The sequence below is a fragment of the Pseudobutyrivibrio sp. genome (assembly GCF_017471675.1).
In the GTDB taxonomy this organism is placed as follows: Bacteria; Bacillota; Clostridia; order Lachnospirales; family Lachnospiraceae; genus Pseudobutyrivibrio.
This window is the reverse complement of the sequence record NZ_JAFUSK010000066.1, coordinates 1-24,499: the sequence shown is the minus strand read 5'-3', so window position 1 is coordinate 24,499 and position 24,499 is coordinate 1. Positions and strand designations below refer to the sequence as shown.

At 39.1% G+C, this 24,499-nt stretch carries 24 protein-coding genes; 2 read left to right on the top strand and 22 right to left on the bottom strand.

Translation table 11 applies throughout. From position 1 onward, the window contains the following. Window positions 1-3: 3 nt before the first annotated feature. The 10 genes from IJ535_RS10420 to pdxR form a co-directional block, all read right to left on the bottom strand. Entirely contained in the window at window positions 4-1,224 is a 1,221-nt protein-coding gene (locus IJ535_RS10420; RefSeq protein ID WP_294302317.1) for an aminotransferase class V-fold PLP-dependent enzyme, read from the bottom strand. 11 nt (window positions 1,225-1,235) lie between these two features. Next, window positions 1,236-2,273, bottom strand: a complete 1,038-nt coding sequence (locus tag IJ535_RS10415; protein ID WP_294302314.1) for a SufB/SufD family protein — start codon at window positions 2,271-2,273, stop codon at window positions 1,236-1,238. 12 nt (window positions 2,274-2,285) lie between these two features. Continuing rightward, the gene (gene sufB / locus IJ535_RS10410) at window positions 2,286-3,701 is read right to left on the bottom strand and encodes a Fe-S cluster assembly protein SufB (protein WP_294302310.1); all 1,416 of its coding nucleotides are present in this window, start codon (window positions 3,699-3,701) and stop codon (window positions 2,286-2,288) included. 1 nt (window position 3,702) lies between these two features. Then, entirely contained in the window at window positions 3,703-4,446 is a 744-nt protein-coding gene (gene sufC, locus IJ535_RS10405; protein WP_294302307.1) for a Fe-S cluster assembly ATPase SufC, read from the bottom strand. A 26-nt stretch (window positions 4,447-4,472) separates the two neighbouring features. After that, window positions 4,473-5,666 carry a cysteine desulfurase NifS gene (gene nifS, locus IJ535_RS10400; protein WP_294302304.1) on the bottom strand — a complete coding sequence of 398 codons (1,194 nt, stop codon included), beginning with the start codon at window positions 5,664-5,666 and terminating at the stop codon, window positions 4,473-4,475. A 139-nt stretch (window positions 5,667-5,805) separates the two neighbouring features. Further along, window positions 5,806-7,317, bottom strand: coding sequence for a sodium/proline symporter (locus IJ535_RS10395; protein ID WP_294302301.1), 1,512 nt, complete (start codon window positions 7,315-7,317; stop codon window positions 5,806-5,808). A 21-nt stretch (window positions 7,318-7,338) separates the two neighbouring features. Next, window positions 7,339-8,094 carry an amino acid ABC transporter ATP-binding protein gene (locus tag IJ535_RS10390; protein ID WP_294302298.1) on the bottom strand — a complete coding sequence of 252 codons (756 nt, stop codon included), beginning with the start codon at window positions 8,092-8,094 and terminating at the stop codon, window positions 7,339-7,341. A 26-nt stretch (window positions 8,095-8,120) separates the two neighbouring features. After that, a complete protein-coding gene (locus tag IJ535_RS10385) occupies window positions 8,121-8,777 on the bottom strand; it encodes an amino acid ABC transporter permease (RefSeq protein WP_294293762.1) in 657 nt (218 codons plus the stop codon). Window positions 8,778-8,795: 18 nt separating this feature from the next. Continuing rightward, window positions 8,796-9,629: a transporter substrate-binding domain-containing protein gene (locus IJ535_RS10380; protein ID WP_294302295.1), complete on the bottom strand. Its 834-nt coding sequence runs from the start codon at window positions 9,627-9,629 to the stop codon at window positions 8,796-8,798. Between the two features lie 112 nt (window positions 9,630-9,741). Then, on the bottom strand, window positions 9,742-11,025 hold the full coding sequence (gene pdxR, locus IJ535_RS10375; RefSeq protein WP_294302293.1) for a MocR-like pyridoxine biosynthesis transcription factor PdxR: 1,284 nt from the start codon (window positions 11,023-11,025) through the stop codon (window positions 9,742-9,744). Window positions 11,026-11,154: 129 nt separating this feature from the next. Here pdxR and IJ535_RS10370 point away from each other — a divergent pair, with 129 nt between their 5' ends. Further along, window positions 11,155-11,727, top strand: coding sequence for an ECF transporter S component (locus IJ535_RS10370; RefSeq protein WP_294302290.1), 573 nt, complete (start codon window positions 11,155-11,157; stop codon window positions 11,725-11,727). 39 nt (window positions 11,728-11,766) lie between these two features. Here the strand turns inward: IJ535_RS10370 and IJ535_RS10365 are convergent, their stop codons facing one another. The 12 genes from IJ535_RS10365 to pta all read right to left on the bottom strand — a co-directional run bounded on the left by IJ535_RS10365 (window position 11,767) and on the right by pta (window position 23,974). Further along, complete coding sequence (locus IJ535_RS10365; RefSeq protein ID WP_294302288.1) at window positions 11,767-13,398, bottom strand: GH25 family lysozyme; 1,632 nt, start codon at window positions 13,396-13,398, stop codon at window positions 11,767-11,769. A 75-nt stretch (window positions 13,399-13,473) separates the two neighbouring features. Continuing rightward, a complete protein-coding gene (locus tag IJ535_RS10360) occupies window positions 13,474-13,680 on the bottom strand; it encodes a DUF6472 family protein (protein WP_294302285.1) in 207 nt (68 codons plus the stop codon). Further along, the gene (locus IJ535_RS10355; protein WP_294293782.1) at window positions 13,659-13,844 is read right to left on the bottom strand and encodes a hypothetical protein; all 186 of its coding nucleotides are present in this window, start codon (window positions 13,842-13,844) and stop codon (window positions 13,659-13,661) included. Before IJ535_RS10355 ends, IJ535_RS10360 begins: the two co-directional genes overlap by 22 nt. Before the next feature lie 19 nt (window positions 13,845-13,863). Further along, entirely contained in the window at window positions 13,864-14,334 is a 471-nt protein-coding gene (locus IJ535_RS10350) for a COG2426 family protein (RefSeq protein WP_294302282.1), read from the bottom strand. 5 nt (window positions 14,335-14,339) lie between these two features. Beyond that, on the bottom strand, window positions 14,340-15,401 hold the full coding sequence (gene hisC / locus IJ535_RS10345; RefSeq protein WP_294302280.1) for a histidinol-phosphate transaminase: 1,062 nt from the start codon (window positions 15,399-15,401) through the stop codon (window positions 14,340-14,342). Between the two features lie 23 nt (window positions 15,402-15,424). Then, on the bottom strand, window positions 15,425-17,125 hold the full coding sequence (locus IJ535_RS10340; RefSeq protein WP_294302277.1) for a L,D-transpeptidase family protein: 1,701 nt from the start codon (window positions 17,123-17,125) through the stop codon (window positions 15,425-15,427). Window positions 17,126-17,236: 111 nt separating this feature from the next. Further along, window positions 17,237-18,106, bottom strand: a complete 870-nt coding sequence (hslO, locus tag IJ535_RS10335; RefSeq protein ID WP_294302274.1) for an Hsp33 family molecular chaperone HslO — start codon at window positions 18,104-18,106, stop codon at window positions 17,237-17,239. Further along, entirely contained in the window at window positions 18,106-18,849 is a 744-nt protein-coding gene (locus IJ535_RS10330; protein WP_294302271.1) for a class I SAM-dependent DNA methyltransferase, read from the bottom strand. The genes hslO and IJ535_RS10330 overlap by 1 nt, the downstream gene beginning before the upstream one ends. Further along, complete coding sequence (locus tag IJ535_RS10325; RefSeq protein WP_294302269.1) at window positions 18,850-19,893, bottom strand: DUF6709 family protein; 1,044 nt, start codon at window positions 19,891-19,893, stop codon at window positions 18,850-18,852. It lies immediately after the preceding gene. A gap of 10 nt (window positions 19,894-19,903) precedes the next feature. Then, window positions 19,904-20,848: an alpha/beta fold hydrolase gene (locus tag IJ535_RS10320; protein ID WP_294302267.1), complete on the bottom strand. Its 945-nt coding sequence runs from the start codon at window positions 20,846-20,848 to the stop codon at window positions 19,904-19,906. Window positions 20,849-20,931: 83 nt separating this feature from the next. Further along, a complete protein-coding gene (gene recJ / locus IJ535_RS10315) occupies window positions 20,932-22,698 on the bottom strand; it encodes a single-stranded-DNA-specific exonuclease RecJ (protein ID WP_294302264.1) in 1,767 nt (588 codons plus the stop codon). A gap of 292 nt (window positions 22,699-22,990) precedes the next feature. Further along, entirely contained in the window at window positions 22,991-23,974 is a 984-nt protein-coding gene (gene pta / locus IJ535_RS10310) for a phosphate acetyltransferase (protein WP_294302261.1), read from the bottom strand. A gap of 324 nt (window positions 23,975-24,298) precedes the next feature. Between pta and IJ535_RS10305 the strand changes: the two genes are divergently transcribed. Next, the coding region (locus tag IJ535_RS10305) for a hypothetical protein (protein ID WP_294302258.1) at window positions 24,299-24,499 on the top strand (201 nt) is incomplete at its 3' end.

The window sequence follows — 24,499 nt, the reverse complement described above, 5'->3', positions numbered from 1 at the left end:
CTCTTAATCCTCATATCCCATCATAGGTCTAATGCGCTTTAACGTATTTACGAATTGCATAACCTCATCCTCTGTATTGTAGAACATAATGCTTGCTCTAGTGGTAGAAGGAATCTCTATGAAGTGGTGTAGTGGTTCAGCGCAATGATGGCCGGCTCGAACCGCCACATTATTGTCTGCCATAATGGCTGCAATATCATGTGGATGTACCCCATCTATCTTAAATGTGATTATGCCATGATGATCTTCTGCTTTATCCGAACCAAGTACAGTCACATGAGGAATATTTTTTATCTCATCTAAAGCCAGCTTTGTAAGGCTTAACTCCCTATTTGCAATATTTTCGATACCGATAGATTGTATGTAGTCTATAGCAGCAGCAAGGCCTATAGCACCCCCTGCATTTACTGTTCCCGCTTCAAACCTATGAGGTGAATGGGCAAATGTAATATCATCAAAAGTAACATACTCTATCATCTCTCCACCTGACAAAAATGGTGGCATCTTTTCTAAAATATCAAGCTTGCCATAGAGTACACCTATTCCCATTGGGGCCAACATCTTATGTCCTGAAAATGCAAGAAAATCTACATCGAGGTCCTGCACATCAGTTTTTGAATGTGGCACAGACTGGGCACCATCCACTACAAAATAAGCACCCGCGTCGTGTACTACCTTTGCAAAGGCTTTAATATCTATAACCCTGCCATATACATTAGACATAGCTGTCATAGCAACTATCTTAGTCTTAGGAGATAGCAAAGCTTTTAAATCTTCAATATCAAAACTACCATCATCCTGTACCTTCAAGTACTTAATTGTAGCATTATGCTTCTTTGCTGCTAAGCGCCATGGAAGCATATTACTATGATGTTCCACTACAGTAGTAATAATCTCGTCCCCTTCATTCAAAACCATTTCACTTAAAGAATAAGCTACAAGATTAAGACTTTCAGAAGCGTTTCTGGTAAAAATAATCTCGTTTTCACTTGCTGCGTTTACAAAATCTGCCACCTTTTTTCTTGCCGCCTCATACCTGTCAGTAGCATCAATAGATAGCTCATATAATCCTCTAAATGGATTTGAATTATGATAATATTCGTAGTCTGCTACTGCTTCTACCACTGCCCTTGGGCGTTGGCTGGTAGCCGAATTATCTAAATATGCCAGTTTTGTATTATCAAAGAAAGGAAAATCCTTTCTAATCTCCTTTACATCAATCATATCAGGTCCTCTTAATCACGATTCAACAACTGTTCTTTTGTAACTTCATCAGGGATGCGTCCACTTACTGCATCTAATTTAGATTGAGCCATCAATTCATTCACCATATCTTCAGGAATTCCTCGCGCCTCAAAATAATATAGGATTTCATCAGATATTTTTCCTATTGTCGCTCCATGTCCACCTTCCACGTCCTCTTCTGCACATAGAATAAGTGGTACTGTATTATTATGAACTCCCTCATTCATAAGCAGAACATCTTCACGCTCATCGCCAGTAGCATGTTTTGCTCCTTTGATAAAATCAATTGTACCGCGGAAAGTCTTGGTAGCGTTGTCTCTTAAGACTCCACTGGCCTTTATTTTAGAATCAGTACTTACTCCTCTATGCTTTGCAACATAGTTAATATCCAGGCGATCATTACCTCGAACTAAATATCCAGTGTCTATATCAAGAGTGCTCTTGTCTCCGACTAAATCAGTGTAACAGCTAAGAGCAACATTACCTAAACCTCTGTTAAGTTGCATCAACTTTAATCCGCCGATTTTCTCTAAACTGCCACCTATGCTATCAATGAAATTAGAATTATCCTCGAAATCGAATATCTCCACAACTGTCAGATGTGCATCTTCTGCAACAGAAAATCTAATATCATTACCACCAAAAGAAGGATTGCCCTTGAAGTTTATAATTACTGTAAGTTCTGATTTGTTCTCTAATTTAATTGCAAATTTAGAGAAAGCATTTTCTTCCTTTGAATAATCAAAGTCAATACGAATAGGCTCTTTAACTACTGTATCCTTATTTACGTTTACTGCACAGACTTTAGCACTATTTTTGTCGGAAATGGATTTGAACTCATTTCCTGCGCCAATTTCAATTCCTTCTAAGCTAACATCTGCAAATGATTGTACAGACTGTAGATTTACATCCTTTGTATTTATCCTGTAGGATGCTTCATTAATTTCCTCAGGTATAGCTACCTGATAATCATTTACCTTTAACCAATTCCAGGTAGGAACTGGCAATTTGTTTATTTTTAAATCCATGAAATCACTCCTTTAGCCAATTGAACCTACCATCTCAATACGAATTAAATTATTCATCTCCACCGCATATTCAAGTGGAAGTTCCTTTGAAACATTGTCAGCAAAACCACTAACTATCATAGCTCTGGCATCTTCTTCAGATATACCACGGCTCATTAAATAGAATATGGCTTCATCGGAAATACGACCAATCTTTGCCTCATGTCCCACATCTGCATCATCACAATTTACTTCCATAACAGGTATGGTATCTGAACGTGAAATATCATCAAGCATCAATGATGAACAATCTACTGCAGATTTAGCTCCTTTTGCTTTTGGACCGATAACTACAGCACTTCTAAATGTGCTTATACCACCGCTCTTTGATATAGACTTGGTATTTACAGTAGAAAGAGTTCTCTCTCCTACATGAACTACCTTAAGTCCTGTATCAAGATCCTGTCCCTCACCTGCAAAGGTAATACCAGTGAATTCTACCTTGGAATCATCTCCCTTTAATATTGTCATAGGATACAGGTATGAAGTATGTGAACCAAAGGAACCAGAAACCCACTCCATTGTGCCGCCTTCTTCTACAACTGCACGCTTGGTATTAAGGTTGTACATATTCTTTGACCAGTTTTCGATAGTAGAATATCTAAGCTTTGCATTTTTACCAACAAATAATTCTACTGCCCCGGCATGTAAATTTGCCACGTTGTACTTAGGTGCTGAACAGCCTTCGATAAAGTGTAAATCAGCGCCCTCATCAACGATGATAAGCGTATGCTCAAACTGCCCTGCGCCTGGTGCATTAAGTCTAAAATAAGACTGTAATGGTATCTCTACTGATACGCCAGGTGGAACATATACAAAACTTCCTCCTGACCATACTGCCCCATGAAGCGCTGCAAATTTATGGTCATCTGGAGTTATCAGCTTCATAAAATGCTCTTTAATCATATCTGCATATTCACCATGCATTGCAGATTCCAAATCAGTATAGATAACACCCTGTGCTGCTACCTCTTCTCTTACATTGTGGTACACAAGCTCCGAATCATACTGAGCACCAACACCAGCTAAGGATTCTCTTTCTGCCTGAGGAATACCAAGCTTTTCAAAAGTGCTTTTGATATCTTCTGGAACCTCATTCCAATCGGCGCTCATCTTATTATTCTTTGGCTTAACGTATGTAACTATGTTGTCAATATCAAGGCCATCAATTGGTGGACCCCAGTTTGACATTGGCTTGTTATTATATATTTCCAGCGACTTCAATCTAAATTCAGTCATCCATTCTGGATCATTTTTTTCTTTTGATATTTGCTTAACTATCTCAGGTGTAAGACCTTCCTCAACCTTGTAAACATCCTCATCAACATTTCTGAAATCATAAAGGCTGCGGTCTACATCTTCGACATATGTTTTTTCTTTCTTTTCCATCTTAGTCCTCTAAATATTTCTCAAAACCATTAGCATTTATCTCATCAACAAGGCTTGCATCACCTGTAGCCACAATCTTGCCGTTTACAAGGATGTGGGTATAGTCAACATCCAGGGACTCTAAGATACGTGTGCTATGTGTAATAATAACTAAGGCTCCATCACCATTTTCATGAAATGCTTTTACACCATCTGAAACAGTTCTTACTGCATCAACATCAAGACCAGAATCAGTCTCATCAAGAATAGCAAGATCAGGCTTTAACATAAGCATTTGAAGAATTTCTGCCTTCTTCTTCTCTCCACCGGAAAATCCAACATTTAAATCTCTGTTAGCATAAGATTTATCCATGTTCAATTTCTCCATGTATTTTTCAAGAAGCTTTCTAAAATCCCATAATTTTGAACGACTTCCATTTTTGGTATCGTAAGCATTTTTGATAAAATTAGAAAGTGAGATTCCAGGAATTTCTATAGGATTCTGGAATGTAAGGAAGATTCCTGACTTTGCTCTATCAGTAGCACTTAGTTCAGTTATATCCTCTCCCTTAAAGAAAATCTTACCACTATTAACCTGATAGTGGTTGTTACCCATAATAGAATATCCCAGTGTAGATTTACCTGCACCGTTTGGTCCCATAATAACGTGGGTCTCTCCAGGATTCACACTAAGATTAATGCCGTGAAGGATTTCTCCATCCTCTACACTGACATGTAAATCATTTACTTTTAATAACTCAGACATATTTTATACCTCCAATCACAGTCCAATTAATTCTCAAATATATGTGGTCTTTTTCCACTCATCATCTCATCCCAGAATGGTGAAAACCCTCTAAGATATTCAACTATCTCTGTTACCGTATTTACGATATAATCTATTTGCTCTTCTGTGGCATCCTCACCTAATGTAATACGAAGTGAACTGTGGGCCACCTCTGAAGGAAGACCTATAGCAATTAGTACGTGGCTTGGATCAATTGACCCTGAACTACATGCTGAACCAGATGAAACCGCAATTCCCTTTTGGTCTAAAAGCAGTAGTAGTGATTCGCCTTCTACCCCTTCAAAAGAAATATTAACATTTGACTTTATTCGCTTTTCCAAATCTCCATTTATGTTTGAGTATGGAATCTTTTTTAATCCTTCGATTAATTTGTCCTGAAGCAGTGAAAGATTTGCATTGTTTTCATCAATTCTTGAAACTGCATCTTCCAAGGCTACAGTCATTCCAACAATGCCTGCTATATTTTCTGTACCAGCCCTCTTTCCTCTCTCTTGGGCTCCACCGTTAATGATGCTTGTTAAAGTCACTCCATTTTTGGCGTATAACACCCCTACACCCTTTGGCCCGTGGAACTTGTGAGCTGATATGGAAAGCATATCAATATTTTGCTCCTTCACATTAATGTGCACATGACTTACCGCCTGCACTGCATCTGTGTGAAACAATACATTCTTGTCGCGGCAAATTCTTCCTATTTCCTCTATAGGTTGAATCGTACCAATTTCATTATTAACATACATGATGGTGACAAGTGCTGTATCTTCCCTGATTGCTTTTTCAATCTCAACCGGGTCAACAATACCATTTGAATGAACATCCACAAGAGTGATTTCGAATCCTTCTTTTTCAAGAGTATCAAGAGTATGAAGAACTGCATGATGTTCGAATTTAGAAGAAATAATGTGTTTCTTACCTTCTTTAGCTCCTAGGCGAGCAGCTGAAATAATAGCTTGATTATCAGATTCACTTCCACCAGAGGTAAAGTATATTTCTTTTGGCTTTGCGCCAATGATTTTGGCTATTTTTTCCCGGGACTCTTCTAATGCATCTTTAGCTTTTTGCCCCACTGAGTATAAGCTTGATGGATTACCATATATTTCTGAAAAATATGGAACCATAGCATCTACTACCTTTTTACTAACAGCTGTAGTAGCCGCATTATCAGCATAAACAAACATAATTTTCATTTCCTTATCATGTGGTTGAAGATAAGTCTTACCTATCAACCTAGTCTGTAAATGAAAATATCACCTATAACCTACTAAGTCAATAGGTTATAGGTGACTAACCGCCTTGTTGATTATTTTTCTCAATTTGTTATATTGATTCGAATTCCTCTACTATCTCTTTTTCTGGAGCAGGTGTAAGAAGGCTTACAACTACACACAGTAACAAGCCTACTATAAATCCTGGAAGAAGCTCGTAGATACCAAAAATGCCTCCAAGTGGCTTAACCAAGAACTTCCATACAAAAATCATAATACCACCGCCAAGCATACCTACTATTGCGCCGTATCGATTAGCCCTTTTCCAAAACAGTGCCAGCAGCATGATTGGACCAAATGCTGCTCCAAAGCCTGCCCAGGCAAATGATACAATGCCAAACACTGAGCTGTTAGGGTCTCTTGCAATAAACACTCCGATTCCTGCAATAACGATAAGTACTATTCTTGCCATTACCATCTGCATGTGCTCTGAAAGCTCTACACCAAGTGTTTCATGTAATATATTCTCAGATACAGATGATGAAGCTGCAAGCATCTGTGAATCGCAGGTAGACATTGTACATGCTAGGATTCCAGCTAGAATAACACCAGCTAATAATGCCGCCGCAAAACTATGCTCTGCAAGTGTCTGAGCAATAATTACAATAGCTCTCTCCGAATCCACAAGCTCATCTAACACACCTTCATGCACCATTGTATGAGTCATTACACCAATAAATATTGCAACACCCATTGCAATGAAAACCCAAACAGTTGAAATACGTCTACTAAGCTTAATCTTCTCAGGGTCTTCAATAGCCATAAATCTAAGTAAAATATGAGGCATTCCAAAATATCCCAGGCCCCATGCCATTGTAGAAATGATTGTAATGATACCACCATAGGATACTCTGTTTCCTGTGCTAAAATCATGGGTTGCAAGAAGGCTGATATAGCCATCTAAGGATGTTGAAAAGCTGGCAACCACATCTATTCCACCAACACTAGATAAGCCAAAGCATACTACAGCAATAAGGGCTATAGTCATTATGATAGACTGTACAAAATCAGTGACAGATGCTGCCATAAATCCACCTGTAGCTGTGTAGCCGATAATAACTGCTGCTGATGCAATCATTGCCACTGTATAATCCAGGCCAAACAAAGAAGAAAACAGCTTACCACAGGCAGCAAAACCAGAACCTACATAAGGAATAAAAAATACCACAATAATCAGTGATGAAATAAGCAGTAATGTGTGGCTCTTATCTCTGAATCTATGCTCAAAAAAATCTGGAATAGTAACAGAATTGTTCTTCTCAGAATATTTTCTTAACCTTTTAGCTACAAACAACCAGTTAAGATATGTTCCAATTCCCAGTCCAAGAGCTGTCCAAAACACATCACAGATTCCACTGGCGTAGGCAATTCCTGGAAGTCCCATAAGTAACCATGATGACATGTCCGACGCCTCTGCACTCATGGCTGTTACAAATGGTCCTAACTTTCTTCCACCCAGATAATAATCTCCAACAGTATGGTTCTCCTTAGCAAAAGTAGCACCCATAACAAGAAGCCCTGCCAGATAAACTACAATTGCAATTACAATTCCTAGTGTTGCCATTTTAATCTCCCTTTCATTTGTCTACTTTAGATAGTTAGCAAGAAACTGCTTAGTCCTTTCATTAGTAGGATTATCAATCACCTGCTCAGGTGTACCCTGCTCTGCAATCACTCCCCCGTCCATAAATATAATTTCATCAGAAACATCCCTGGCAAAGCCTATCTCATGAGTTACGATAATCATGGTAGTTTTCTGCATTGCCAATTCCTTAATAACCTTAAGAACTTCACCTGTAAGCTCTGGGTCAAGAGCCGATGTAGGCTCATCAAAGCACAGGATATCAGGCTTAAGTGCCAGTGCCCTTGCAATGGCTACTCGCTGCTGCTGGCCTCCTGATAGCTGATGTGGATAGTTTGACATTCTATCCTCTAGACCCATTTTTCTAAGAAGCTCTTTACCGTTTTCGGTAATTTCTTCTATTTCCTCCTTTGAAGTAGCCGCAAGCTTTGGTGCAAGGATGACATTCTCCAAAGCTGTATACTGAGGAAAAAGATTAAACTGCTGGAACACCATTCCAAAATGATGTCTTTTCTGTCTTAGCTCTTTGTCATCAAGCTTAGAATAATTGGCAAAGAAAAGTACATCCCCATTTACAGTAATGCTACCTTCATCTGGTCGCTCTAAAAAGTTAAGGCATCTAAGCAGTGTAGTTTTACCTGAACCAGAGCTTCCAATTATTGACAGTGTCTGCCCCATTTCCATGGAAAAGGAAATGCCCTTAAGAATCTCTTCTTTATCAAATTTTTTTCTTATCTCATTAACTTCTAATATCGCCATAGTATTCTCACTTATCAATCGTTCTCTTATTTAAAATAGTCCAGCTTCTTTTCAATATAGCCAAACAGCAACGTCAACAATCCACTAAATACCAGGTAGAATGCCCCTGTGTAAAACAATGGCCAGATAATACCAGCACTCTTGATGAATCGCTCACCTTCCCAAATGATTTCGTAGAAGGCAATAACTCTAGCAAGTGATGTATCTTTAACAAGAGTGATTACTTCGTTTGAAATAGGTGGCACGATTTTCTTTACTACCTGTAAAAGCACAATCTTAAAGAAGGTCTGGCTCTTAGAAAGGCCTAGTACAGCCGCAGCCTCATACTGTCCCTTTGGTATAGACTGAATGCCACCTCTGAATATCTCACTGAAATAGCAGGCATAGTTAATCACAAATGCAACCAGTGCAGCTGTGAATCTGCCTCCATCTCCTGAGCCCCACACATTCATTCCAAGGAATATTCCTGGTCCGTAGAATATTATGAGTAGCTGCAACATAAGAGGTGTTCCTCTTACTACCCAGATAATAAATCTGATTGGCAGCCTTACTATCATTCTTTTGTGCATTGAGCCAAAGCTTATAATAAGCCCCAGTGGCAATGAAAATACTAATGTTAATAAAAACAATTTGAGGGTTCCTAAGAAACCCTCTAAAAGTGATAATGTTACGTTTACAAACATAATGTGTCCTTTGTTATTTTATAGTGTTACGATTGCATCCTGTACGCCGTACTTATTTGCGATTTCTTCCATTGTGCCATCGTCATACAAAGCCTTAAGCTCATCATTGATATATGCTGCCAGGTCAGAATCCTTTCTGCAGCCGATACCATATTCTTCTGTGGTAAGCTCAACTGTGTGTGTAAGATTATCGTAGCTTGTACCTTCACCTACCATAGCACCTGCCATAAGAAGATCGATGATACATGCATCTGATGTGCCGGCTGAAACCTCCATAACAGCATCAGCCTGGGTCTTAACAGCTACATAGTTAAATCCGTTTTCCTCAGCTGCTGCCTCACCAGCAGAACCAGATTCTACTGCAAAGCTAAGATCAGCTGCTGCATCAACACTTGTTATTTCAGCAGCCTTATCATTGCTTACAACTACAACCTGAGCGTTGTTAAGATATGGCTTTGTACACTCCATTGCATTTGTAACCTCTGGTGTAAGTGTCATACCATTCCAAACCACATCGATTGATTTGTTCTGAAGCTCAAGGATTTTGTTATCCCAATCAATCTCTACAAACTCTACATCAACCCCAAGGCTTTTTGCTACTTCCTTAGCTAAATCAGCATCATAACCAATCCATTCACCATTATCATCCTTGTAATCCATTGGTGCAAAATCAGTGATACCAACAATAAGTGTGCCCTTATTCTTGATGTAATCTACATCACTTTCTGTAGCAGTATCTGTAGTGTCAGCAGCTGCGCTATCTGAAGCTGCTGTATCTGCTGAAGAGCCACAAGCAACCATTGAAAGTGCCATAAGTCCTGCCAGCATACCTGAAAGTAATCTCTTCTTCATACTAAATGTCCTCCGTAATATAGTTTACTGTTAAAGCCAAAATTCTTTCCAAAAACGCTTTAGTGTGATAATGTACTAAACTGTTATGTATATACTTTAGCATACTAAAGCATTATTGTAAACCATAATTTAACTTTAGGACTGCTTCACCGATTTCTTCTATATCTATTTTGCTGCATGATACCAGAAAAGTTGCGGTACCTTCACTGGTCTCCACAACATTTACTTTCACATTACATTTGTCCAGCTTAGTATTAATACCTTTTCTAGATAGCTTAACCCCCATCTCCATTCCGCTTTCCCCAAGCATTATTTCCCCGTCATTACCAAATACTTGTTTTAGGCTCTTATACATAAGCTTTCGCTTATCCTCATAAAGCCTACGCATTTTTTTGATGTGTCTGTTTAGATGTCCATCTCGCAGGAATGAAGCCAGGGCAATCTGCTCTGCCATGGATGCAGTCTGGTTATATAGACGCTTTATTTTTTCATACTCTTGTCTAATGCCCTTTGGAAGAATTATATAGCTGATTCTTACACTAGGTAGCAGCACTCTTGAAAAGGAACCTAGGAATGCTATATTCTCCCCACCTGTCATTGCATACAAGCTAGGTGTAGCCTTATTGGAAAATACGAATTCGTTTTGGTAATCGTCCTCTATAATCAGATGACCGTTTTTTCTAGCGTGATTTATGAGCTCATGACGTCTTTTCATAGTCATGACTTCTCCCCACTTTGTCATATAGGATGGTGTTACATAGATTACATGGCTTTCCTTATCTCTGTAGTTAACAGTAAAGCCTGCATTTTTAAAAATGGTTGCACCATCTGCAAAGTTCTTTGTAGGAAATGATATTGTCTTCTCCCCAGGGATTAATGGAATAAGAAGGGATAGTAGGTTTTGAAAACCTGCTCCAATTACAATATCATCAGGACTGCAAATGATATTTCTATTCTTTCTCACATAGCTGGCTATTTCTTCTCGCAAATCCTCTTCTCCTTGATTATTAGGATAGTTAAGAAGCCTCTCCTCCTGCCTTAAGGCAGATTTCATATACCGCCTCCACAGCTGCAGGCAGGAAACCTCTTTATCCTCACCAATTGTTGCCAAATCGTAGATATAACCTTTAATATCAGATTTTTCTTTAAGCCCCACCTCAATCTTTTCCTTTTCTAAGGCTCTTTCAACCATGTCAGAGACAAAATACCCTACCTTTTCCACCGAATATATATATCCATCAGCTGCAAGCTGCAGATATGCTGTCTCTATAGAGGTTCTACTTACATTAAGAGTTCTTTCCGATTCTCTAATGGAAGGCATTTTATCACCGGATTTAAGTGCCTTATCCTCTATCTGTTTAACATAGAATTCATAGACCTGCTCGTATACTTTCATATCTGTCCCCTTTTATTTTTCTATTTTTGCGCATTTTTATAGTCACAGATTGGTGATATTATAGCCCCAACATAAAAAAAAGAAAAGAGCTTTTTTTCAACACCAACATTATATTAGGAGGATTTTGTTATGAGTGATACAACAATAAATACCAGTAATTTAAAGACAGACACTACCAAGAAAACTATCATCGCAGCCTTATTTGCAGCACTTACCTGCGTTGGCACAATGATTATAAAAATCCCCACTCCTACACTTGGTTATATACACCCTGGTGACGGATTCGTATTATTATCAGGTCTTTTACTTGGGCCTTTCTGGGGAGCCTTGGCCGCTGGGTTTGGTTCGGCACTTTCAGATTTGATTGGAGGATATTTCGTATATGTTCCAGCCACCTTTGTAATAAAGGCTCTTACCGCACTAGTAGCCTACTTCACCTACAAGCTACTTACAAAGCTATTAAATACGAAAACAGCTATACCACATTTAATTATTAGCGGCATAGCTGGTGAGGCAGTTATGGTATTTGGGTATTTTATTTTTGAAATATTTATGCTATCAGTTGTTAATAAAACCACTATTTCTGCTGGTATTATTGCCGCATTAGCTGGCATCATTCCAAACATTATCCAAGGAATCTTCGGAGTTGCCATTGCAACTGCTCTACATCCCATTCTTAGTAAACTAAATACAGTCAAATAAAAATGACCCTGGGTTTCATACCCAGGGTCATGATTTTCTTTATTGAACTGGTGCCTGTGCTGTTACAACACCTGTTTCGTTTGTCTGATATAGCATATTTCCTATCTGGATTAGCTGATTCTTAACTACGTTACCATCTGCACCAAATAGATATGGCTGATTACCAACCTTTACTACCTGATTTCTAACAATGATTCCTGTCTTATCATCAGCATAGTAGATTCCATTTCCATCAGCAAATACACCCTTTACCATAGCACCGTTTTCTGCAAAGTAGAATGTATTGTTACCAACTTGCTGGAAGCCTGTCTGCATCTTACCATCTGGTCCGAAGTAATATGTATTACCGTTTACTACATAAGCGCCAACCTGCATCTGACCAGCTTCGTTGAAGTAATATACAGAACCATCGATAGCTGCAAGACCTGTTGTCCTGTGAGCATCCTTAGCATCTAAGTAATATGTACCTGTAGCATCTGTCCACCAGCCTCTGTACATCTTACCATTGTCTGTAGGATTGAATAAGTATGTTACGCCGTTAATATCAACCCAACCTGTCTGCAAAATCCCCTGCTCATTAAAGAAGTACATATCCTTGTCGATTACAACAAGCCCCTTTACCATATGACCATCTGTTGTATCTAAGTATCTTGTACCAGTTGGATCTGACCACCAGCCTGTGAAAAGCTTACCATTATCAGCTGGGTTAAATAAGAATGTGTTTCCACCTAAATCTAACCAGCCTGTCTGCATCTGTCCATTCTCGTTGAAATAGTAAATACCCTTGTCGATAGTGTTAAGACCAACTAAAGCATTTGCTGTCTTAGGAGCAAAGTAATATGTGCCAGTTGGATCAGCAAACCAACCGTATGTAACAATACCTGTAGCTGGGTCTGTATGATACTTAGTTCCTGCAATATCTATCCAACCAAACTGTCTACGGAAATTGTTGAAGAAGAATACATTGCCAGCACCAAGGTCAAGCAAACCAACCTGTGGGATAAATGCTGCATAATCCTTAGCTGCAATATTCATATCTACTCTTCCGTTAATACCTGCTACAGCACCTCCTGAAGAATACTGCCAGATTGTCCAGCCTGCAATATCGTTGTGGTCAGAGTACTGTGCAATCCATTTATCACATGCAAGTGCTGATGTGAAATGAGATTTGTAAAAGTTAGTATATGTATAAAGAATTGGTGTGTAACCAGCCTGTGAAATAACAGCAGCAAATGCATTTGCCATAGCTGTACATGTGTTAGCATCCAATCCCTTTTGTGTCTTGTCCTCTATATCAAAAGCTACTGGGAAATTGATATTGTATGGCTCAATCCACTGTAAAACAAGTGCAGCCTCCTGCATTGCTGCCTCAACACTAGTTGCGTAAGAATAAATATATACACCTGTACGAATACCAGCAGCCTGTGCGCCCTGCACGTTTGCTGCAAAATATGGATCTATACCACTTTTTGTACTTCCCACCTTAATAAAGGCATATGATACACCTGACTGAGCAACCGCTCCCCAGTTAATAGCCCCCTGATACTTAGAAACATCGATACCTTGAGCTCCAGCAGCATTTGCTGTAACAGGTACCGATAAAGTCATTGAAACAGCTAAAAGTATTGCTGCAACAGACTTTAACAACCTTGATGTCTTAAAAATTTTCACTACCATAACCTCCTATTTTTCACTACTTACATTATAAGGTTTACATCTGTTCAATTAAAGAATTTTTTGAAAAAATTACATCTGATGTCTAACCACCTTATATTCATCCCCGTTAACAAAATATGGACACTCACTGTAATGACCTGTAACAAGCCTTACGTAATCATCCTCATCCATATCCATATCACAGTAATACTGCTCATCCTCTTCATCCCAAACCAGATTGTTACAGTATTCGCAAGCATTACTGCTGGATTTTTTTACCTTAGAACTACTAGCCATCTAATAAAACCTCCTACCAAAACTGCAAGGAGAATGGTTCCAAGCATTATGGCATACATGTATTCCTGATGCTTCTTGCCCCACTGGGAATTCATAACTCCCATGTAAAGACCAAGACCCACAAGAATAGCAATTACATTGATAATCATATTGACTGTATCCATTATTATCCCTCTTTAGATATTAGAATAAGCTTGCAATAATCATAATGATTTTTGTACCAAGTCCCATGATAACACCAGCAAGAACCACGCCTGCCATTGTAGCCTTAACACTCTTCTTAAAATCCATATCCAAGATTGATGCTGCAAGTGTTCCAGTCCATGCACCTGTACCTGGAAGAGGAATACCTACGAATAAAAACAGTGCTACATAAAGACCATTTCCTGCCTTTTCCTTAAGCTTCTCACCACCCTTGTGGCCCTTTTCAAGACAGAATGTAAAGAAGCCTCCGATAACCGGCTTATCCTTACCCCACTCAAGTACTCGTCTTGCAAAGAAGAAAATAATTGGCATAGGAATCATATTACCAAGTATTGCAATGATATAGCTTTGAAGAAGTGGCATGTTATTTGCAACTGCATAAGGAATTGCCCCTCTAAGCTCAATCAAAGGTACCATTGAAATCAAGAAAACTATTAAATAATTAATCATTAACACTAAACTCCTTTTATTATATTACTTAATTCATTTATAAATTCCTGCATTTCATCATCTGTTCCAATAGAAATGCGAAGATAATCTGAAATGCGCTCAGGCTTTGAAAAATAGCGCACATAGATTCCTCTCTTTTTAAGCTCCTCAAATATATAAGTAGCCTTGACTGATTCGTGCTTGGCAAAAATGAAATTGCTCATAGAATCAGGGAATGTGAACCCTAGCTTAGTAAGCTCGCCCTTAGTCCACTCTCTTGTTTTGATAACTGCATCTACCTTTTCTTTGAAATATGCATTATCTTCTATTGATGCCACACCAACTGCAAGAGTAATAGTATCCATAGTATATGAATTAAACGAAAACTTGCAATCAGATAGATATTTAATAAGCTCCTTAGAGCCAATAGCGTAGCCTATGCGGTTGCCTGCCATGGAACGGGATTTAGAAAATGTGCGAACAACCAACACATTATCGTATTTACGAACCAAATCTACACATGACTTAGAACCAAAATCCACATAAGCCTCATCAATAATCACCACACATTCAGGATGTGCAGCTACAATATTTTCAAAGAATTCCACAGGCTCTGCCACACCCGTTGGAGCATTAGGGTTAGGTATTACAATACCACCGCACTCCCCCGAGTAATCACTGGCAACAATCTTAAAATCCTTATCAAGCGCCTTGGTTTCATAAGGAATCCTGAATAAATCTGCCCATACATCATAAAATGAATATGTAATATCTGGAAAAAATATAGGCTTCTTAGAATTGAAAAATGTAAGGAAGCTCATTGCAAGTACATCATCACTTCCCACTCCCACAAAAACGTTTTCTTCATTGAAACCGTGATATTTAGCTAAAGCTGAAATAAGAATGCTGCATCCAGGGTCTGGATATTTTCTAAGGCTATCTAATTGTATATTAGAAATAGCTTTACCCACCAAAGGACTTGGTGGGTATGGATTCTCATTTGTGTTTAACTTAATAACTTTTGTTTTAGGCTGCTCGCCTGGTGTATAAGGTACTACTTCTCGCGCGTTTTCTTTCCAACTAGTCATAATCGCCTCACTTGAATGAATGTTTACGGTGTCACTACTGTACCTTCTACAGGTACCTGACCTTCTGCAGCCGCAGCAGCTGCCGCAGCCTGTTCCTTAAGTACCTGAAGAGTAAGTTCTGCATTAACAAGATCCTGATAGTTTGTAACAAGTGCCTTTTGCTCCTCAGTAAGTGCCTCGTATGCAGCCCTTGCTGATGCAATAGTTGGCTCCTGCTCTAAACTAGTAACAGGTCCTATCTGTGTAATTTGATCTATAACCTTGAGCTGTGGATTCTGAAGTATGTAGTTCTGCTCTTCAGTATCACCAGTATAAAATACTATTACTGGCCATCCAGCCTCAACGATATCGTAAATTTTTTCAGCAGCAGACAATGGTAAATTTACACATCCATGGCTACCACTCTTCTTATATATGTCACCGCCAAATTTGTTACGCCAGGTGGCATCATGTAAACCTTCGCCCATATTGAAAGGCATCCAAAAATGTACATGTGATTCGTAATTATCACCCTTAAGTGTTGCCTCTGTCTGCTTGTAGGCTATTGGATAAACACCAGTGTGTGTACCATGGTTACCGGCAATCTTACCAGAAACACAAGGTGTGTCAAAGACCATCTCACCGTCCTTGTAAACATATACGCGCTGCTTTGTAAGATTAACCTCTACATAGGAATTGCCATAATCGTGTTCACCGTGACTGGTTCCATAATATAGATATGTAAAATCACGTGTTACGTCTTTGCCACCTTTGAAATCAGCAATGATGGCATCTATCTCACCCTCGTAGGCAATACGCCAACCGAAGGAGCCAGCAGGTACTGTGATTTCCTCGCCATCTGTTGTGGTGAATTCCTTTTTCTTGCCGTAGGTATTATATTTGTCACCCATGGCATTTACATATTCACCAATTGCATCTCTATCAAAACCTACCTTGAACTTATCGTCCCAATTAAAGAATGAAGCCTTGGTCTCCTTAGGAATATCCTCAGTGATACCTTCCCCAAGGTCGTAATGAATATCAATATCCATATATTTATTAAGCTTATCAACAGCAGCCTTTATGTTAGCATCATCCGCCTTAACATCAGGCTTGTTGTAGCATGTACCATCTGCAATGTTAATCTCTTCTTCAAGATTTTCTACAGCATAAATGATGGCTTCCTCAACGCCCTCTTGGTCTATTCTATCTCCATAAACCTCGTCGACAATTACCCATTTATCACCATCAAATGTTATGTAAGCATCTTCAGATTCCTTGGTAGATTTATGATTGCTGAAATCAAGGCTTTGAGCTATAGCCTTAACCTTAGAAGCATCGTAGGAATTACCTGTAGCTGTGTAGTATTCTGCTGGAATAATAAGACGACCAATCCAGTTAAATCCTGTCTGCTTATCTAGGATGTCCTGAACCTGAGAAACATCGTAATTAACATCAACACCTAAATCGCTGGCACTGACTTCATTTACCACATCCCCATCTGCATTCTTAAAGGATATAGTGTACTTGTCAGCATTACTAACAATCTTCTCAAAGGTCTTTTCTGCACCTAAAAAAGATGCGCCAACTCCATTGACCTTACTTCTAATATAAAAATGATTACTGAAAAATAAGCTTCCTAAAAGATATATAGCCAAAACAGCGGCGCAAGTAATTGCGCCACGTAATATTGTTTCTCTATAAAACCTGATTGATTTAAACTTGTTTTTCTTATGCTTACTCATTAGTTTACCTTCTATGCGTAATAGTATATACAATAACTCCGTTTCCTAGTTTACAAGAAATATAAAAATAAAAACAACTAAACTTTTGCGTTATTAATATACTTTATTTGACTAATTCCGCCTAAAACTCTTAAGCTCGTCAATTGTAAACTCATAAGCCTCGTTACAAAACTGACACTTAACCTCTACAGGCTTACCATCAGCTATAATTTCATCCATGTCTTCCTTGCCAAGGGATGCAAGGCTCTTTATTACTCTTTCTCTAGAGCAATCGCACTTATATCCAACCTGATATGTCTCCATAAACTGAAGGTCAAGGCCTGCAAGAACTGTCTCAAGCATTTGCTCCGGTGTCTTTCCACTAGAAAGCATATCTGTAACAGATGGAAGAGTCTTAAGGTTCTCCTCAATCTTTTCGATAACCTCCTCTGGTGTAAATGGCATAAGTTGAATGATGAATCCACCTGCACAGTTAACAGTGTTGTCCTTATTCATAAGTACGCCAAGCCCTACAGAAGATGGAATCTGCTCTGATACTGCATAGTAATATGTTAAATCCTCTGCTATCTCACCAGTCTGAAGCTCGACTGTACCAACATAAGGCTCCTTTAATCCCATGTCCTTAATTACACGCATAATACCAAGGTCTATAGCACCACCTACATCAAGCTTTCCATTCTTAGGTGGCAAATCAACAACAGCTACATTAGGAAATCCCTTAACCTCTCCCTTGCTGTTTGCTGTTACTGTAACACCCTTAAGAGGGCCACTTCCCTGAATCTGAAGTGTAACTAAATCATCCTCTCCCTTAAGCATAACTCCCATCATGGAACCTGCTGAAAGCATTCTACCAAGGGCTGCTGTTACTATTGGAGATGTGTTATGGCGGCTTCTAGCCTCCTCTACCATATCATGGCTTGTTATGGCAAATGCTCTGATAGCGTCATTTGCTGCTGTTCCTCTAACTATATAATCGCTCATTACTTTGTTACCTCTCTTGCTATAAAATACAATCTATCACTATCCTCTGTTGGTGCCTTCATTGTTGACACATCTAACACCTCTAGAAGCTGTAACCCACTTTCTTTAATGGCCGCCTTTACCTCATCCATTGTAAATGCATGTTGAAGATGCTCCTCTTCATATCTATCGAAGGTTCCTTCATCATTTTCTTCGTAGATGGTAAGATAATAAAAATTATCCCTGGTTTCTTCATCATAATCATTTTCCCAAATGAAGCTGCCTTCCTCTCGATTCTCAGCAATTGTGCTGCTGCCAAGCTTCTTGTAATAATGCTCTGTCTTAATATCGAACACAAACAATCCCTGGGGGTCAAGATAATTGTTGGCAAGTTTGCAAACCGTAAGGAGCTCGTCAGTATCCTTAAGATAATTGATGCTATCGCAAACACTTACCACTGCCCCAACAGTTCCATACAGCTCAAAATTTCTCATGTCCTGACATAGATAAAGGATTCCATCGGAATCCTCAGCCTCCATTGCTTCCATGAGCATGTCGTATGATATATCTACGCCAATCATATCGTAGCCCTTAGCCTTAAGGCGCCTGGTCATCTGACCTGTGCCGCATCCTAAGTCACAAACGATTTCCATTGGCATATTATATTTTTGAAAAATACTACTTATATTGTTAGCCCAATCATCGTATGGAATGTTATCCATATACATATCGTAGACCGGGGCAAAACCTGTGTAAGCTTCCATTTATACCCTCTTAGATAAAAAGCCTGTTATCTTTCTAACTATCTCAAAATCATTTTGAATCTCTTCCACCTTAAGACGATTCTCCTCAGAGAAGCCCACCAAAATATCATGATTAGCCTCTGACAAATAGTCCATAATACCATCAATATCACTCTTTATATTCTTAGGGCATTTGATGTAATGGCGCTTGCCTGCTGTAATATAAAGTGTGTATGTAATTGAAAAATGATGCCATAGGAATTTGTGCATGGTGGAATACTTGTAAATCCAAATTATAGCATCAATTGGCACAATAGCAACACCATAGCTACTGGTTTCGATAAAATAATGCTCTGTAATGAACATATCCTCTGTAGCAAGCTGTGGAAGTGTTGCCAGCTCTTCCTCTGCCTCTGCCAATATCTCAGAAGGCTTACCATAAGCCCTAGTCTTTTGTACCGGTGATGATATTACAGGAAATGCAATATATATGCAATATACTATTATCTGTAAAATACTGTACAGCCCAAGAATAACATATAAAAACTCAAATAACCTAGCGGCAGCACCTGTAGCATCTGGCTCAGAGATTGAATATGATGATACTGTTGAAAGTATTCCATTTTCGTTCCAATTCAAATCACTTGCAAGGTTTGTAAGAAGAGTTCTTGTTGCAACTGAATCGTAAACTATCTCTCCTTTAATGGAAAGAGAATCGATTGTAGGGGCTCCCTGCTCACAAGTATCTGGATCAAGCAGTACAACTACACATTCTGAATTAATCATAGTGTAATAAAAGTAACCCCTGGTTCTATCAAGCCATTTGCTGGTATATCCTGTGAAGTATAGATTGTTTAGATTGAACCTTGCGTAGTTTTCCTTAGAATTGTACATTTCGTATAAGCTAATCTGCTCCTCTTCATACATTGTAGGAAAAAGCATATGTCTTACAGGAAATATAATACCAATAACAGCTAAAAACACTAGAAAGATAATAGGAGCAAACAGCTTACTTTTATAATACGTCTTTATTGACCTTGTGATTAAATGCTCCAATGAATCCATAATTACTCCATTACTTGTGTGCTTCAAACCACTGATAGATATCCTCAAATACCTTATCTCTATCTAACTCATTTAATATCTCATGTCTGTCACCCTTATATAGCTTAAGAGTAACATCCTTTATACCTGCTGCCTTAAATGCCTCATAGGCTGCTGTTGTACCAACGCCTAGATTTCCTACTGGGTCAGCATCACCTGAAACAACAAAAAGAGGTAATCCTTTTCTCATTTTGTTGACGCATGCTTTTGTACCAACGTATTTAGTAGCTTCTACAAGACCCTTGTAGGCATTCAATGTAAATAAGAATGTACAATATGGGTCATGAAAATAGTTTTCCACATTACGTGTATTCTTAGACAACCATGAATTGCCATAGTCCTTGCCATAGCAATCATATTTCTTATAAGGTGCACTGTATGTCATATCTCTTACAAAGGTACTGCGATAGTTCTTACCTTTGATAAGTGATAATAGGCCAATAACAGCAAGACCAGCATTACATGTTAATGCTGACTCCTGACCGGTTCCCATTATTACAGCACCTGTTAAATCCTCAAGGTAGGCTGTCTTATTTGCCAAAAACTTTCTGAGCATATAAGAACCCATTGAATGACCTAAAATAAAATATGGAAGTGCAGGATAAGCCTTCCTTGTAAGAGCATAATGTGTATAAATATCCTCCACCATATCATCTGAAGGATGTTGGCCTGTCATAACACCTAATTCCTCATTAGAGGAAACAGAGTGACCGTGACCTATATGGTCATGACCTACTACCACATATCCCTTAGATGTAAGAAATCTAGCGAATTCGTCATATCTTTCTATATATTCTACCATCCCGTGAACAATCTGAACTACTGCAACTGGTGCCCCCTCAGGCAACCACTTTCTACAATGAATAACTGAATGTCCATCACAGGAATTAAATGTGTATACCTCTTGATTTTCCATTATTCTACTCCCTCTCTAATCCAGAAAATTTAAGTTTATTTTATATGATTTATAGCCTTTATTCAATAAATCCTTAGGTCTAACTACTTAAAATTTTCGATGATTATTTGCACACTACGATTGCCTCTAAACTCGTTTATAGATGGTTCGTAAACTATATCCATAGTTACTCCATTGCTATTTCCTGAGAACAATCCTTGCCACGATGCCTCACCGTACTTTTCTTCAACAGACCTTTCAAAATCCTCAACACCTCTAAACATAAGAGCTGTCATGGTCTCACCCTTTTCAGTCTCCACTGACATTCTCAGATACTGGCCTTCTTTGCCCATATATGCCATTTTCTGTACTGGAATATTCTTAAGGGCAAAAAGCGGCTTGCTGTTTCCTGTTCCAAATGGAGCAAGCAAATCAATGCTATCTATTAGCCCTTCTGTGATATATGAAAGAGGCATGTCGCAATCAATCTTGATAATCTCTTGCATATCATCCTCTGTAAGGGTGCAGTTTTCGTTTAATCTTCTTCTAAGCTCATCTATCTTACCCTTTTCAAGGGAAACCCCTGCTGCCATAGGATGACCGCCAAATTTAGTAAACACATCCTTTACTGCAGTAAGCTCTTCAAACATATTGTACGCAGGGATTGAACGTCCACTTCCCTTAGCACCTTCTTCTGCATCTGTTATTACAAGCACTGGCTTATTGTATGTCTCTCTAATTCGGCCTGCCACTATACCAGCTAAGCTTTCGTGAAGCTCTGGGATGTAGATTACCAGCACTCTGTCATTTTTCAGGTCACTTGATTCTATCTGCTCCTTGGCTCTGTCGATACCAGTTTGAGTCATTGTTTTACGCTGACCGTTAAGCTCTACCAGCTCATTTGCCATGGCAAGAGCCTTTGCCTCATCCGTCTCCATTAAAAGCTCAATGGCACGGCCTGCTGTATCAAGCCTTCCACTGGCATTAAGACATGGGCCAATAATAAATCCTAAGTGATAACAGCTAAGGGGCTTTCCCTTAAGCTCGTTTCTTGCAAGCAGGGCATTAAGTCCTATATTATCGGTATTTTCAATAGCTTTGATGCCATGATACACTGTGGATCTGTTTTCGCCCTTAAGCTCCATAACATCACACACTGTTGCAATGCTGGCAAATTGTAAGAATGCATCTGCCTTTTCCTTTTCGATTCCTAGGAATTCATACAAAACATCTACAAGCTTCCATGCCACCTGGGCACCACAAATACCTTTAAATGGATAATTACAGTCATCCCTCTTAGGGTCAACTACTGCATCAGCGTGAGGGATTTGCTGGATTTTAGTAACACCATCTGCTGCCAGCTCAAAAGGGACCTCATGATGGTCAGTTACTACAAAGGTCATACCAAGCTCCTTGGCAAGGTCAATTGCAGGGGCTGCCGCAATACCGTTATCACAGGTAATGATAAATCTTATGCCCTCATCAAAAGCTGTCTGAACCATCTCTGGATTAATTCCGTAGCCATCCACCATTCTATGTGGCACTGCGTAATCCACATCTGCACCGGCTTCCCTTATGGCTGTGGTAAGAATATAAGTGGACATAATTCCATCCACATCATAATCCCCTACTACCCTTATCTTTATGCCCTCATCAATGGCTTCCATCAAAAGCTCGCAGGCTTCGTCCATGTCTGCAAACAAATGTGGGTCAGGCAAATTATTTAGAGTAGGATGAAGATACTCTTCCATTTCCTCATATGTACTAAGCCCTCTATTCACCATCAATCGCACAATAACCGGATCCACCTTAAGCTTCGCGCTAAGTGTAGCGTAATCTGCGGCTTTGCGTTGTAATATCCATTTACTCATTCATATTCTCCAAATTAATAATCGTATTATTTCTAAGCTATTCTAACATAAACAAAGAGCGGCCGACATACACATTTTATCTTAATGACCTTTGAGCTCCATCCCTACTTAGAAGGCTCTGAAAGAGGCTTCTTACGTAGGGCAATAAATGACCCAAAAGGATGATTGCATTTGCAATCAACTTTTGCGGTCTAGTAAGCGAAGCTTACATTAAAAGAGCGATATGAGCGCAAGCGTGTCATAAGATAATATGTGTTTGTTGGTCGCTCGTAGCATTTAGAACAACTAAGGACTAAGCCAAAGCGGCTGTAATAATAGCCATTGAGTATACTTCCTGTGCATTGCATCCACGAGATAAGTCGTTGATTGGTGCATTAAGTCCAAGAAGGATTGGGCCGTAAGCATCAAAACCGCCAAGACGCTGTGCAATCTTATATCCAATGTTACCAGCATTGATATCTGGGAAGATAAATGTGTTAGCATGTCCAGCTACTGTAGAATCTGGGCACTTTGTCTTTGCAACACGTGGAGAAACAGCTGCATCGAACTGAAGCTCGCCTTCGATATCAAGTGTAGGATACTTCTCCTTAGCCTTTGCTGTAGCTTCACGCATCTTATCAACATCCTCGCCCTTACCAGAACCAAGTGTTGAGTAAGAAAGCATAGCAATCTTAGGATCAATACCAAAAATCTTAGCACACTCTGCTGTCTCGCCTGCGATTTCAGCAAGCTCATCAGCGTTTGGCTTAATGTTGATAGCGCAGTCACCCATTGCAAGAACTTCTCTATCACCTGTAGCTGAGTTACGTACCATGATGAAGCAAGAAGATACGATGCTGTTGCCTGGCTTTGTCTTAATTACCTGAAGTGCTGGACGAACTGTATCTGCTGTAGAGTATGTGGCACCACCAAGAAGTGCATCAGCAACCCCCATCTTTACAAGCATTGTACCGAAGTAATTAGCCTGCTTACATGTGGTAGCTGCCTGCTCCATTGTAACTCCCTTGCTCTTTCTAAGCTCGCAGAAAAGCTCACACATCTCATCAAATCTATCATAGTTGTCTGGGTCAATGATAACTGCACCACGAATATTGAAACCAGCTTCCTCAGCTGCTGCCTTTACCTCAGACTCCTTTCCAATAAGAATTGGCTGAAGGAAATCAGAACCAAGTAGACGGCTAGAAGCCTCAATAATACGATGGTCAGTTCCTTCTGTAAATACGATTTTCTTAGGATCCTTTTTTAGGATATCAATTAATGCTCCAAATCCTGCCATTTTAATTTCCTCATTCTTTCTTTAAATTCGTTGCTTTTCACAGTTATAAATAATTAAATAGAAGCTTTTCTTGCTTGCAAAGAACAAGCTTCTATTTAATTATTTATAAACTGGAAACAGCGACTCGACAAGGCTAGTGTACTACTTTTACGTGAAAAAAGAATGTCTTTTTGTATTGTTTTTTATTTTGTACCTTTTTTGCGGTGAGACAGTCTGGCAAAACTGTACTTGACCTGAAGCAGACGCTATGTTACTATCCTTTCTAGATTTTTCGTTTTTGTCTCAATTGTAACATTTATTATTCATCCCCATGAACTATTTATTATGGATAGAAAGTATAATTATCCAAAGGAGGGCGAATTGGTTGTTCCTATGACGAACGACTACCTTTTCAAAGCTCTCTTACAGGAAAATGAACACGTGTTAAAGGGCTTATTATGCTCTTTGTTACATATGTCTGATGATGATATCGTATCTACGAAGATTACCAACAGCATTGTATTAGGTGAAGCATTCACAGAGAAA

Excerpts from the sequence above, each read along its gene's own strand:
- pdxR (WP_294302293.1), bottom strand. The coding sequence starts at position 11,025 with ATGAAAGTATACGAGCAGGTCTATGAATTCTATGTTAAACAGATAGAG.
- IJ535_RS10325 (WP_294302269.1), bottom strand. The coding sequence starts at position 19,893 with ATGGATTCATTGGAGCATTTAATCACAAGGTCAATAAAGACGTATTAT.
- IJ535_RS10340 (WP_294302277.1), bottom strand. The coding sequence starts at position 17,125 with ATGAGTAAGCATAAGAAAAACAAGTTTAAATCAATCAGGTTTTATAGA.
- hslO (WP_294302274.1), bottom strand. The coding sequence starts at position 18,106 with ATGAGCGATTATATAGTTAGAGGAACAGCAGCAAATGACGCTATCAGA.
- pta (WP_294302261.1), bottom strand. The coding sequence starts at position 23,974 with ATGGCAGGATTTGGAGCATTAATTGATATCCTAAAAAAGGATCCTAAG.
- IJ535_RS10420 (WP_294302317.1), bottom strand. The coding sequence starts at position 1,224 with ATGATTGATGTAAAGGAGATTAGAAAGGATTTTCCTTTCTTTGATAAT.
- IJ535_RS10395 (WP_294302301.1), bottom strand. The coding sequence starts at position 7,317 with ATGGCAACACTAGGAATTGTAATTGCAATTGTAGTTTATCTGGCAGGG.
- IJ535_RS10320 (WP_294302267.1), bottom strand. The coding sequence starts at position 20,848 with ATGGAAAATCAAGAGGTATACACATTTAATTCCTGTGATGGACATTCA.
- IJ535_RS10360 (WP_294302285.1), bottom strand. The coding sequence starts at position 13,680 with ATGGCTAGTAGTTCTAAGGTAAAAAAATCCAGCAGTAATGCTTGCGAA.
- IJ535_RS10385 (WP_294293762.1), bottom strand. The coding sequence starts at position 8,777 with ATGTTTGTAAACGTAACATTATCACTTTTAGAGGGTTTCTTAGGAACC.
- recJ (WP_294302264.1), bottom strand. The coding sequence starts at position 22,698 with ATGAGTAAATGGATATTACAACGCAAAGCCGCAGATTACGCTACACTT.
- IJ535_RS10370 (WP_294302290.1), top strand. The coding sequence starts at position 11,155 with ATGAGTGATACAACAATAAATACCAGTAATTTAAAGACAGACACTACC.
- nifS (WP_294302304.1), bottom strand. The coding sequence starts at position 5,666 with ATGTTTGTTTATGCTGATAATGCGGCTACTACAGCTGTTAGTAAAAAG.
- IJ535_RS10415 (WP_294302314.1), bottom strand. The coding sequence starts at position 2,273 with ATGGATTTAAAAATAAACAAATTGCCAGTTCCTACCTGGAATTGGTTA.
- IJ535_RS10330 (WP_294302271.1), bottom strand. The coding sequence starts at position 18,849 with ATGGAAGCTTACACAGGTTTTGCCCCGGTCTACGATATGTATATGGAT.
- IJ535_RS10390 (WP_294302298.1), bottom strand. The coding sequence starts at position 8,094 with ATGGCGATATTAGAAGTTAATGAGATAAGAAAAAAATTTGATAAAGAA.
- IJ535_RS10350 (WP_294302282.1), bottom strand. The coding sequence starts at position 14,334 with ATGATTAATTATTTAATAGTTTTCTTGATTTCAATGGTACCTTTGATT.
- sufC (WP_294302307.1), bottom strand. The coding sequence starts at position 4,446 with ATGTCTGAGTTATTAAAAGTAAATGATTTACATGTCAGTGTAGAGGAT.
- sufB (WP_294302310.1), bottom strand. The coding sequence starts at position 3,701 with ATGGAAAAGAAAGAAAAAACATATGTCGAAGATGTAGACCGCAGCCTT.
- IJ535_RS10355 (WP_294293782.1), bottom strand. The coding sequence starts at position 13,844 with ATGGATACAGTCAATATGATTATCAATGTAATTGCTATTCTTGTGGGT.
- IJ535_RS10380 (WP_294302295.1), bottom strand. The coding sequence starts at position 9,629 with ATGAAGAAGAGATTACTTTCAGGTATGCTGGCAGGACTTATGGCACTT.
- hisC (WP_294302280.1), bottom strand. The coding sequence starts at position 15,401 with ATGACTAGTTGGAAAGAAAACGCGCGAGAAGTAGTACCTTATACACCA.